This is a genomic window from Microbacterium phycohabitans (genome assembly GCF_032464935.1).
GTDB classification, from domain to species: Bacteria; Actinomycetota; Actinomycetes; order Actinomycetales; family Microbacteriaceae; genus Microbacterium; species Microbacterium phycohabitans.
The window spans coordinates 35,969-47,549 of the sequence record NZ_JAWDIT010000003.1; the positions used below are offsets into that span (position 1 = coordinate 35,969).

Annotated in this window: 9 protein-coding genes; 1 reads left to right on the forward strand and 8 read right to left on the reverse strand. The window is 70.5% G+C overall.

Translation table 11 applies throughout. From position 1 onward, the window contains the following. Positions 1–214: 214 nt before the first annotated feature. The 6 genes from pgl to tkt are packed head-to-tail and all read right to left on the reverse strand — an operon-like array spanning position 215 to position 8,362. Positions 215–1,006, reverse strand: coding sequence for a 6-phosphogluconolactonase (gene pgl, locus RWH44_RS08775; RefSeq protein ID WP_316004299.1), 792 nt, complete (start codon positions 1,004–1,006; stop codon positions 215–217). Then, complete coding sequence (locus tag RWH44_RS08780; RefSeq protein ID WP_298873067.1) at positions 1,003–1,950, reverse strand: glucose-6-phosphate dehydrogenase assembly protein OpcA; 948 nt, start codon at positions 1,948–1,950, stop codon at positions 1,003–1,005. The genes pgl and RWH44_RS08780 overlap by 4 nt, the downstream gene beginning before the upstream one ends. Beyond that, positions 1,947–3,497 (reverse strand): glucose-6-phosphate dehydrogenase, encoded by a 1,551-nt coding sequence (zwf, locus tag RWH44_RS08785; protein ID WP_298873065.1) that lies wholly within the window; start codon positions 3,495–3,497, stop codon positions 1,947–1,949. The genes RWH44_RS08780 and zwf overlap by 4 nt, the downstream gene beginning before the upstream one ends. 2 nt (positions 3,498–3,499) lie before the next feature. After that, entirely contained in the window at positions 3,500–5,125 is a 1,626-nt protein-coding gene (locus tag RWH44_RS08790; RefSeq protein ID WP_316004300.1) for a phosphoglucose isomerase-related protein, read from the reverse strand. Next, positions 5,122–6,243, reverse strand: a complete 1,122-nt coding sequence (gene tal / locus RWH44_RS08795; RefSeq protein WP_316004301.1) for a transaldolase — start codon at positions 6,241–6,243, stop codon at positions 5,122–5,124. The genes RWH44_RS08790 and tal overlap by 4 nt, the downstream gene beginning before the upstream one ends. Positions 6,244–6,262: 19 nt before the next feature. After that, positions 6,263–8,362, reverse strand: coding sequence for a transketolase (tkt, locus tag RWH44_RS08800; RefSeq protein ID WP_316004644.1), 2,100 nt, complete (start codon positions 8,360–8,362; stop codon positions 6,263–6,265). A gap of 225 nt (positions 8,363–8,587) precedes the next feature. Between tkt and RWH44_RS08805 the strand changes: the two genes are divergently transcribed. Then, the gene (locus RWH44_RS08805; protein WP_298873060.1) at positions 8,588–9,514 is read left to right on the forward strand and encodes a heme o synthase; all 927 of its coding nucleotides are present in this window, start codon (positions 8,588–8,590) and stop codon (positions 9,512–9,514) included. Positions 9,515–9,841: 327 nt separating this feature from the next. Here the strand turns inward: RWH44_RS08805 and RWH44_RS08810 are convergent, their stop codons facing one another. Continuing rightward, the gene (locus tag RWH44_RS08810; protein WP_298873058.1) at positions 9,842–10,333 is read right to left on the reverse strand and encodes a dinucleotide-utilizing enzyme; all 492 of its coding nucleotides are present in this window, start codon (positions 10,331–10,333) and stop codon (positions 9,842–9,844) included. Positions 10,334–10,509: 176 nt separating this feature from the next. Then, complete coding sequence (locus RWH44_RS08815) at positions 10,510–11,496, reverse strand: COX15/CtaA family protein (RefSeq protein ID WP_316004302.1); 987 nt, start codon at positions 11,494–11,496, stop codon at positions 10,510–10,512. Positions 11,497–11,581 lie beyond the last annotated feature (85 nt).

Consider the following 11,581-nt stretch of genomic DNA (forward strand, 5'->3'; position numbering starts at 1 on the left):
GATCGCCGCGCCGGTTCAGGATGCCCCCCCTGCAGGAAGGGTAGGCCGCTGCGCCGGGGATGGCAAGGGCCGGAGGATTTCCGGGCGGAACACGGGAAGGGCCCGGATGCGATGCATCCGAGCCCTTCCCGCCGTCGGTGTTCCGTCGCCGGTACCTGCGGCCGCGGCAGGAGGCTCTGCGCCGTCGCTGCGCGCGAACCGGGCGCCGCGGCGCTCAGTACTCGCGGTCGATGAGCTGCGGCGGAACCTGGTCGGCGGCCACCTCGTCGACGAAGAACGCCGTGCGTCGGCGTCCTTTCGCCCCCGCGGCGGGCACGCTCTGGTAGCTCGCCCCGGCCAGGGCCAGGCCGAGGGCGGCGGCTTTGTCGGCGCCCGCGATGACCATCCACACGCGCTTCGAGGAGTTGATCACCGGCCGCGTCAGCGAGACGCGGTCGCTGGGCGGCTTCGGGGAGTCGCGCACCGGCACCGTGGCCCGGTCGGTGACCGAGATCTCGGGCCGGTCGGGGAACAGCGAGGCGATGTGCGCGTCGGGGCCGACGCCGAGGAAGCAGATGTCGAACGACGGCCACGGTCCGGTCTCGCTGCGATCGGACGGGGCGAACTGGGCAAGCTCGTCGGCGTAGGCGATGGCCGCGGCATCAAGGTCGAGACCGTCGTCGCTGGAGGCGACGACGTGGATGTTCTCGGCGGAAATGTCGAGGTGGTCGAGGAACGCCTCGCGCGCCTGCTTCTCGTTGCGGTCGTCGGAGTCGCGGGGCACGAAGCGTTCGTCACCGAACCAGAAGTGCACGAGCGACCAATCGACCTCGGTCACCCGCGGATCGCGGGCGGCCGTGCGCAGGACCGCTCCGCCCATCGTGCCGCCGGTGAGGCAGACGTGCATGCGCTTGCCCTCGGCTACGCGCTTGACGATGCGGTTCATGAACCGGGTCGCCACGTACTCGGCGAGAGTCTGCGCATCGCGCTTGATGATGACGCGCTTGGCCGCGCCGCCGTCGGTCACGATGCGTCCTGTTCGCTCGCCGCCCGCAGCAGATCGTGGCCCTCGGTGATGACCCGCCCGTAGAGCAGGTCGGGGTCGAGTCGGCGCAACTCCTCCGCCAGGCACTCGCGGAGCGTGCGGCGCGGGAAGGCGAGATCGTGCGTGGGCTGACCGGGCTGGGTGAGCACGGCGATGCCGGCCTCGGGTCGCTCGAGCAGCGTGTCGCCGCTCGGTCGCGTGAGGCGCACCGACTTGATGCCGCTCGCCCACTCCTCGGACGGCAGGTAGGCGTAATCGACCGGGGCTTCGAGCTTCATCCCGAGCCAGGCCGCCAGCAGAGCGGTCGACGGGGAGTCGGCGGCGCCGCGCACTTCGATCGCGGTGACCGGCTCGAACGGCGGCTGATCCAGCACCGCGGCGAGCTGCTCGCGCCACCGGGTGACCCGCGTCCACGCGAAGTCGGTGTCGCCGGGGGAGTAGTGCTCGCCCAGCTGGGCGACCCACCCCGCGGGATCCGCCTGCGACGAGGCGTCGGTGATGCGGCGCTGGGCGATGCGGCCGATGGCCGAGCGCGACGGGTTCTCGGGCGCCTCTGCGGGCCACCAGGCCACGACGGGGGCGTCGGGCAGGAGCAGACCCGTGACGAGGCTCTCGGCGTTGGAGGCGGCGGCACCGTGGGCGCGCAGCACGACGACCTCGCTCGCGCCCGCGTCGCCGCCGACGCGGATCTGCGCGTCGAGACGCGGATCCTCGTCCTCGTCGCCGAGTAGCACGGCGATGACGCGCATCGGGTGCTCGCGGGAGGCGTCGTTCGCGGCCTCGATGACCTCTTCCTCGGCGCCGTGGTGCGTCACGATGATGAGCGTCAGCACGCGCCCGAGGGCGACGGCGCCGCCCTCTTCGCGCACGCTCACGAGGCTCTTGGAGATCGCGCTGACAGTCGTGTCGGGCAGATCGATGATCACGGGCGCCTCCAGGTGCGGCCGTCGCGGGCGAGGAGTTCATCGGCGGATGCCGGTCCCCACGACCCGGGCGAATACTGTTCGAGAGGACCGCCCTCGGCGGCCCAGAACTCCTCGATCGGGTCGAGGATCTTCCAGCTGAGCTCGACCTCTTCGTGCCGCGGGAACAGCGGCGGGTCGCCCAGCAGCACATCGAGGATCAGGCGCTCGTAGGCCTCGGGACTGGCCTCGGTGAAGGCGTGGCCGTACCCGAAGTCCATCGTGACGTCGCGCACCTGCGTTCCGTCGCCCGGAACCTTCGACCCGAAGCGGATGGTGACGCCCTCGTCGGGCTGCACGCGGATGACGAGTGCGTTCTGGCCGAGCTCCTGCGTCTGGCTGCGCGAGAACAGCTGCTGCGGGGCGCGCTTGAACACCACGGCGACCTCGGTCACGCGGCGTCCGAGACGCTTGCCGCTGCGCACGTAGAACGGCACCCCCGACCAGCGGCGGGTGTTGATCTCGAGCTTGATCGCCGCGTACGTCTCGGTGACGGACTCGGGGTTCATGCCGTCTTCCTCGAGAAAGCCGAGCACCTTCTCCCCGCCCTGCCAGCCCCCGGCGTACTGACCGCGCGCGGTCGCCTCGGAGAGGTTCTCCGGCAGGCGGACGGCGGCCAGCACCTTCTCCTTCTCGGCACGCAGGTCGGCGGCGTTGAAGCTGATGGGCTCCTCCATCGCCGTGAGGGCGAGCAACTGCAGGAGGTGGTTCTGGATGACGTCGCGCGCGGCGCCGATCCCGTCGTAGTAGCCCGCGCGACCGCCCACACCGATGTCTTCCGCCATCGTGATCTGCACGTGGTCGACGTAGTTGCGGTTCCAGATGGGCTCGTACAGCTCGTTCGCGAAGCGCAGCGCGAGGATGTTCTGCACGGTCTCTTTGCCGAGGTAGTGGTCGATACGGAAGATCGAGTCGGCCGGGAACGCGCTCTCGACGACCTCGTTCAGCTCGCGGGCCGACGCGAGGTCGTGCCCGAAGGGCTTCTCGATGACGACGCGGCGCCACCCGGTGGTGTCCTCGCCCTTCTCTCCGACCAGTCCCGAGGCCTTCAGCTGGGTGGTGACCAGCGGGAACGCCTTCGGCGGGATCGACAGGTAGTAGGCGTGGTTGCCCATCGTGCCGCGCTCGGTGTCGAGCTTGTCGACGGTGTCGCGCAGGCGCGCGAACGCCTCGGGGTCGTCGAACTCGCCCTGCACGAAGCGGATGCCCTCGAGGAGCTCCTTCCACGTCTCCTCGCGGAACTCCGTACGCGCGTACTTCTTGACCGACTCGTAGACCACCTTCGCGAAGTCCTGGTCCTCCCAGTCGCGGCGGGCGAAGCCGACCAGCGCGAATCCGGGGGGAAGCAGGCCGCGGTTGGCGAGGTCGTAGACCGCCGGCATGAGCTTCTTGCGCGACAGGTCGCCCGTCACGCCGAAGATCACGAGCGCGCTCGGACCCGCGATGCGGTTGAGTCGGCGATCCTCGGGATCGCGCAGAGGATTGTGACCCGGTGTGATCTCTACGACCATGCTTACTGTGCCGCCTCGAAGAGTGAGAGCACCTCGACCTGCGGGTCGGTCAGCGTCAGCGTGACGACGGGACGACCATGGGCCTCCGCCAACACCCTCGCGTCTCCCGCGGCCTGTGCCTGGATGAGTTGTCCGAACGTGAACGGGCGCCCCGGGATCTCGAGGTCGACGTCGGTGCGTTCGATGATCTGGAGGAACACGCCGGTGGCGGGTCCGCCCTTGTGGTACTGCCCGGTGGAGTGCAGGAACCGCGGACCCCACCCGAAGGTGGTGGGACGGCCGGTGTCGGCCGCCACGAGTTCGCGCAGCCCCGACAGCTGGGCCAGGTCGAGCCGGTTCACGTACGCCTGCACGCTCACGTAGCCGTCGGCCGGCACGCGGGCCCACAGGGCCGCGAGGACGCCCTCGACGGTGCCGCTCTCAGCGAGGGCCGGGTCGGAGACGCGCACCTCGACGCCGTCGGCGACGAACGCCGGCGCCGTCGGGACGGGCTGCGCCTCGAGCAGTCCCCGGGTCGCCTCCTTCGCCGACTCCACATCGGGCTGGTCGAACGGGTCGATGCCCAGCATCCGTCCGGCGATCGCGGTCGCGTACTCCCACACGACGAACTGCGCGCCGAGCGAGCCGCTCACCAGGACCTCGCCCGTGTGGCGCTCGAACAGGTGGAACGCGTCGGCGTCGTCGACGAAGCGCACGACCTGCAGATCGTCGGGCTTCGCGTCGAGCTCGGGCGAGACGGGGAGCAGCACGACGGGCAGGATGCCGGTGCCGTCCTTGCCCGTGGACTCGGCGACGAGCTGCTCGATCCAGTCGGGCAGGCCGATCAGGTGGCTTCCGTCGGTGACGAGCCCGAGCTTGTCGCGACGGTGCGCTCCGCCGCCGGCGATGGCCGCGGCGAGCACGAGGGCGGGGTTCTCGGGGGAGTCGATCGCCACCTCGAGCAGCGTGGCGTCGGCCTCGTCGAGCAGGTCGTCGATGTCGACTCCCGCGAGCCCCGCCGGCACGAGGCCGAAGGCGGTGAGCGCCGAGTAGCGCCCCCCGACGGTCGGATCGGCGGTGAACACGCGGTAGCCGTCGGCGCGGGCCGACTGCTCGAGCGGGGAGCCCGGGTCGGTCACGACGACGATGCGCGTCGCGGGGTCGATGCCGACGTCGCGGAAGGCGGTCTCGAAGGCCCGCTTGGCGGAATCGGTCTCGATCGTCGACCCCGACTTGCTGGACACGACGAGCACGGTCTGCTCGAGCCCACCCGACTCGGCGTCTCCGTCGATGGCCGCGAGCACCTGCCCGGGGGCCGTGGAGTCGAGGATGACGAGGGGCACCCCCGCCGACTGGGCGATGACCTCGGGCGCGAGCGACGAGCCGCCCATTCCGGCCAGGACCACCCGGGTCACGCCCTGCGCGACGAGGTCGTCGCGCAGGGCGGTGATCTCGGGCACGAGGGGGCGGGAGACGGAGACCGCCCCCACCCACCCCAGCCGACGCGAGGCCTCGTCTTCGGCGGCGGCGCCCCACAGGGAGGCGTCGCCGGCCGTGATGCCGGATGCGACGAGCGAGCCGGTCAGAGCCGGCAGCTCGGCGTCGACGACCGACTTGACGTGGCCGGTGACCTTGACGGCGAAGCTCACTTGGCGGCCTGGGCGCTTCCGGCCTGCAGAGCGGTCTTCACGGTGTCCTGCAGCTCGTGCCACGAGGCGATGAACTTCTCGACGCCCTCGTCCTCGAGCACCTGCGTCGCGTCGGCGACGTCGACGCCGGCCGCCGCGAGGCGGTCGAAGACGTCGTGCGCCTCGGCGTACGCGCCCGTCACGGTGTCACCCGTGATGACGCCGTGGTCGAACGTGGCCTCGAGGGTCTTCTCCGGCATCGTGTTGACGGTGCCGGGGGCGACGAGCTCGGTCACGTAGAGCGTGTCGGGCAGCGCGGGGTCCTTGACACCCGTCGAGGCCCAGAGGGGACGCTGCACCGTGGCGCCGGCATCCAGGAGCTTCTTCGCGCGGTCCTCGGAGAACTTCTTCTCGTACAGCTCGTAGGCGAGACGGGCGTTGGCGATGCCCGCCTTGCCCTTCAGGTCCGCGGCCTCGTCGGTGCCGATCGCAGCGAGACGCTTGTCGATCTCGGTGTCGACGCGCGAGACGAAGAACGACGCCACCGACTGCAGGGTCGTGATGTCGTGACCGGCGGCCTGCGCCTTCTCGACACCGGCGAGGTACGCGTCGATGACCTCTTCGTAGCGCTCGAGGCTGAAGATGAGCGTGACGTTGACCGAGATGCCCGCACCGATGACCTCGGTGATGGCGGGCAGGCCCGCCTTGGTCGCGGGGATCTTGATGAGGACGTTCTTGCGGTCCACGCGCGCCGAGAGGTCCTTCGCCTGAGCGACGGTGCCCTCGGTGTCGTGGGCGAGGTCGGGGGAGACCTCGATCGACACGCGGCCGTCGACGCCGTTCGTGGCCTCGAAGACCGGCAGGAAGATGTCGCACGCGTCGCGCACGTCGTCGGTGGTGATCGAGAAGATCGCCTCGTCGACGCTGGCGTCGGCGGCCGCGAGCTCCTGGACCTGACCCTCGTACGCCTCGCCCTTCGACAGGGCGCCGGCGAAGATCGTCGGGTTGGTGGTGACGCCCGACACGTTGCGCTTCTCGATGAGCTCGGCGAGGTTGCCGGACTGGATGCGCTGACGCGAGAGGTCGTCGAGCCAGATGCTGACGCCCTGGGCGGAGAGGTCTGCGGTGGGAGTGCTCATTGTCGTGGTTCTCCTCTGATTACTTCTTGGACGCGGCGAGCGAGTCGCGCGCGGCCTCGACGACGGCCTCGGCCGTGATGCCGAACTTCTGGAACAGGGTCTTGTAGTCGGCCGAGGCGCCGAAGTGGTCGATCGCGACGGAACGGCCGGCGTCGCCGACGATGCCCGCCCAGCTGAGCGCGGAGCCCGCCTCGACCGACACGCGCGCCTTCACCGACGACGGCAGCACCGACTCGCGGTAGGCCTCGTCCTGCTCGGCGAACCACTCCAGCGACGGAGCCGACACCACGCGGGCGTGGACGCCCTCGGCGGCCAGGGTCTCGCGCGCCTCGACGGCGAGCTGCACCTCGGAACCGGTCGCGATCAGGATCACGTCGGGCTCGCCGTTCTTCGCCTCCGCGAGCACGTACGCGCCCTTGACGGCGCCGGCGGCCGAGGCGAACTCGTTACCGGATGCCGCGCCCTCGCCGCGGGCGAACACGGGGATGTTCTGACGCGTCAGGGCGATACCGGCGGGACCGGCGGTGCGGCGCAGCATCTCGAGCCACACGACACTGGTCTCGTTGGCATCCGCGGGACGCACGAGGGCGAAGTTCGGGATGGCTCGGAGCGTGGCGAGCTGCTCGATCGGCTGGTGCGTGGGGCCGTCTTCGCCGAGGGCGACGGAGTCGTGCGTCCAGACGAAGATCGTCGGGATGTTCATCAGCGCGGCCAGACGCACCGGCGGGCGCATGTAGTCGCTGAAGATGAGGAAGGTGCCGCCGAACGGACGCGTCGGTCCGTGCAGCACGATGCCGTTGAGGATCGCGCCCATGGCGTGCTCGCGGATGCCGAAGTGCAGCACGCGGCCGTAGGGGTCGCCGGACCACTCGTGCGTGGACCACGACGAGGGGATGAAGGACTTGGCATCCTTGATCGTCGTCAGGTTGGACTCGGCGAGGTCGGCCGAACCGCCCCAGAGCTCGGGGAGCTCGGCGGCGAGGGCGTTGATGACCGTTCCGCTGGCGGCGCGGGTGGAGACGTCCTTGCCGGCCTCGAACGCGGGGAGCGCGTCGGCGATGTTGGCGGGAAGCTCGCGGGCCTGCAGGCGGTCCCACAGCTGCTTGCGCTCGGGGTGCTTCGCGGCCCAGGCGTCGAACTTCTCCTGCCAGGCGGCCTTCTCGGCCTCCCCGCGCTCGACGAGCTCGCGCGTGCGCTCGAGCACGTCGTCGGCGACGGCGAAGTGCTGCTCGGGGTCGAAGCCGAGCACCTCCTTCGTGGCCTTCAGCTCGTCGGCGCCGAGGGCGGAACCGTGGATCTTGCCCGAGTTCTGCTTGCCGGGCGAGGGCCAGCCGATGATGGTCTTGAGGATGATGAGCGACGGCTTGCTGGTCTCGCCCTTGGCGGCCTCGATCGCCGCGTGCAGCTCGGCGACGTCTTCGACGTACTGCCCCGTCTTCTTCCAGTCGACGGTCTGGACGTGCCAGCCGTACGACTCGTAGCGCTTCTGGACGTCCTCGGTGAAGGCGACGTTGGTGTCGTCTTCGATCGAGATCTGGTTGGAGTCGTAGATCGCGATGAGGTTGCCGAGCTCCTGGTGGCCGGCGAGCGAGGAGGCCTCGCTGGTCACGCCCTCCTGGAGGTCGCCGTCGCCGGCGATGACGTAGACGAAGTGGTCGAAGGGGCTCTCGCCCGCCGGGGTCTCGGCGTCGAAGAGGCCGCGCTCGTAGCGGGCGGCATAGGCGAAGCCCACCGAGGATGCCAGGCCCTGGCCGAGCGGTCCGGTGGTGATCTCGACGCCGTCGGTGTGGCCGAACTCGGGGTGGCCGGGGGTGAGCGAGCCCCACGTGCGCAGCGCCTGGAGGTCCTTCAGCTCGAGGCCGAAGCCACCGAGGTACAGCTGCACGTACTGCGTGAGCGAGGAGTGTCCGGCGGACAGGATGAAGCGGTCGCGGCCGGGCCAGTGCGTGTCGGCCGGGTCGTGGCGCAGCACCCGCTGGTACAGCAGGTAGGCGGCGGGGGCCAGCGACATGGCCGTGCCCGGGTGGCCGTTGCCCACCTTCTCGACGGCGTCAGCCGCCAGGATGCGTGCGGTGTCCACCGCGCGCCGATCGATCTCGTCCCATTCGAAGTCCGACAACACGGTGCCTTTCTCGATCCTGCGCCCGGTTCACAACCGACGTCCGCGCTCGTCACCGTAGGAGTGGGAGGGGGGTGGGGTGTCGGCGCGGGGCGCGCGTTCTTCGCCAGCATAGCGAGAACGACCGACGCCGTTGCCGTTCGTGACGGGGGTCGACAGGCGGCCGGGGGTGTGGTGGGGATGGCATAGAATCGGAGGGATTCATACGCGCTACCCCGGGGGACGATGGACATCTCGACGACGTCGCACGTCATTGCGACGACCGATCGCCGCTCCGTCGGACGCACCCTCCGGGCCTACGTCGCTCTGACGAAGCCCCGCGTCCTCGAGCTTCTGCTGGTGACCACCGTGCCGGTGATGATCCTGGCGCAGGGTGGACTGCCCAACCTCTGGCTCATCCTCGCCACCGTGATCGGCGGCTCGCTGAGCGCCGGGTCGGCGGCCGCGTTCAACATGTACCTCGACCGCGACATCGACGCCCACATGCAGCGCACCGTGAACCGTCCGCTGGTGACCGGCGAGGTCTCGCCGCGGGGCGCGCTGATCTTCGCGTGGACGCTCGCGGTCGTCTCGACCGTGTGGCTCCTGGCGTTCACCAACCCGCTCGCCGCCGGGTTGTCGGCGGCGGCGATCTTCTTCTACGTGGTCATCTACACGATGATCCTCAAGCGCCGCACCGAGCAGAACATCGTGTGGGGCGGCATCGCGGGCTGCTTCCCGGTGCTCATCGGGTGGTCGGCGGTGACGGGTTCGCTCTCGTGGGCGCCCTTCATCCTGTTCGCACTGGTGTTCCTGTGGACGCCGCCGCACTACTGGCCGCTGTCGATGAAGTACGCGGCGCAGTACGACGAGGTCGACGTCCCCATGCTCGGCGCCACCCGCAGCGGGTCGCAGGTGGGTCTGCAGGTCATCCTCTACGCGTGGGCCACCGTCGCCTGCTCGCTCCTGCTGATCCCCGTCGCCTCGATGGGCCTGGTCTACAGCGTGTCGGCGCTGGTGTTCGGCGGCTGGTTCATCTACGAATCCCACCGCCTCTACTCCCGCGCCGTGCGCGGCGGAGAGCCTCGGCCGATGCGCGTCTTCCACGCGTCGATCACGTACCTGACGCTGCTGTTCGTCGCCATCGCGGTCGACCCGCTGCTTCCCTTCTGATCCGTCTCGTCGATGCCCGTCCCGCTCTCGGGGCGGGCGTTCGCGATTCCGGATGCCGTGTCCTCGAACGGCCGCGGTGCGAGTGCCCGACGCGAGCGCACCGTGCGCGCGCATGAACGCGATCCACGCGCGGATGAGACCGCTGGTCTCGCGTCCATGCGCGGAGGAGACGTTCATGCGTGAGATGCGCCCGCCGGACGTACGTCGCCGGTCTGAGCGCGGCGACATGAACGCGCGCGCACCCGCCATCGTCGAACGCTCCGGTCTCGACCGCACGCGAGAACGCCCGCCCCCTGGACGGGAGCGGGCGTTCGTGCGAGACCGGCGTCAGCGACGCGTGGTGCCGTCTCCGGTGTCGAGCGTGGGCTCGTCGTGGCGAGCAGCTGCGGCGGCCTGCGGGGGAGCGGTCGCGGTCGAGGGGGTCTCGACGTCGGCGTCCTCCACCGCGAGGGGTGCGGCGGTCGTGCTCGGCGCGAAGGGGGCGGCGGGAGCCGAGGTCTCGGCAGCGGTCTCGTCGTCGCTGTTCCAGTCGATCGTCTCGATCGCGACCTCGGGGCGACGGGTCAGGGCCGCGGCGGCGCCGAGGGCGAGGGCGAGGGCGATGCCGATCGCACCGGCGCCGAGCACGGCGGCGCCCACGACGACCCAGGACTGACCGACGTAGACCTGCACGACGGTGGCGTTGGGGTCGTTGAGCACCTGTTCCATCGCATCGATCCCGTTCAGGACGATCGCGAGTCCACCGGCGATGGCGGCCAGGGAGGCGACGACGAGCACCCAGAACGGGATGCTGGTCACCAGGCGGGGGCGGGTCTTCATGGGGAGTACTCCTTGTCGTTCCGGTGCGGGGGCACCGGACTGGCGTCTCCCGACGCGGTGGCATCGGGAGTGCCCGGGCTGGACCCGGAGCATCAAGGTTCTCTCAGTCGTCCTGACGGGGCCTAGGGGTCGCCGATGAATGCCCTATGAGCGTATAAGGGGGAGAACGCGGGTCGTCAGGCGCGGGCGTCGGCGGTGGCGCGATCCCGCTCGATCCGGGACGCGGCGATCGGGGCCTTCAGGCGCAGCACCACGACGGTCATCGTCGCTGCGGCCAGAGCCGCGAGCACCATGTGCGTGCCGACGGCCAACTCGGGCAGGCCGTTGCGCGCCTGGTAGAGGCCGACGGCGATCTGCACGAGCTCGACGGCGAGGAGGGCGAGGGCCCACCGGCGCAGCGGCAGGCGCAGGCGCCACGCCGCGACGACCACGGCGAGCGTCAGGGCGAACAGCGCATACCCGGGCCAGGAGTGCACGTGCTCGAGCACCTCGGCATCGAAGCCGTTGCGCCCCGCGGACGCGTCGCCGGAGTGCGGTCCCGCCCCCGTGGTGAGGACACCGAACACGATGGTCAGGGCGAGCAGCCCGGTCGTCGCGTGAACGAGTCCGGCGAACCAGCGCGGCACGGCGAGGGCGCGCGGTCCCGCCGGCTGGTTCATGCGCACCAGGAAGGCCGCGCACACGGAGACCAGCACGACCGACGCGACGTAGTGGAACCCGACGATGAACGGGTTCAAGCCGGTGAGCACCGTGATACCGCCCACGACCGCCTGGGCCACGATGCCGCCGAGGACGACCAGCGAGAGCACGAAGAGCACGCGACGCTCGTGGCGCATGCGCCACACCAGCACGACCACCGCGAGGGCGAGGATGCCGACCAGGCCCGTGAGGGTGCGGTTGCCGAACTCGATGATGCCGTGGATGCCCATCTCGGGGGTGTTCACGAGGGAGTCCGCCGTGCAGCGCGGCCAGGTGGGGCAGCCCAGGCCCGAGCCCGTCAGTCGCACGGCGCCGCCGGTGCCGATGATGAGCACCTCGGCGATGAACGACAGCCAGGCGAACACCTTCACCCGCCGGTCGACCTCCGTGGGCAGCCACGCGCCCGCGCGCTGCAGCACTCCCGGGACGCGGGACGAGGGGGAGGGGGACGAGGCGGAGGGCATGCGTGCGGCTTCCTGGCGTCGAGGCCGTCCCGGCGTTCGGGAGAGCGGGCCTGCCATGCCGGGAGCGGGTGTTGCCTGTAGAATC

Coding starts and splice junctions, on each gene's coding strand:
- RWH44_RS08815 (WP_316004302.1), bottom strand. CDS start 11,496: ATGCCCTCCGCCTCGTCCCCCTCCCCCTCGTCCCGCGTCCCGGGAGTG.
- RWH44_RS08810 (WP_298873058.1), bottom strand. CDS start 10,333: ATGAAGACCCGCCCCCGCCTGGTGACCAGCATCCCGTTCTGGGTGCTC.
- RWH44_RS08805 (WP_298873060.1), top strand. CDS start 8,588: ATGGACATCTCGACGACGTCGCACGTCATTGCGACGACCGATCGCCGC.
- zwf (WP_298873065.1), bottom strand. CDS start 3,497: ATGGTCGTAGAGATCACACCGGGTCACAATCCTCTGCGCGATCCCGAG.
- tal (WP_316004301.1), bottom strand. CDS start 6,243: ATGAGCACTCCCACCGCAGACCTCTCCGCCCAGGGCGTCAGCATCTGG.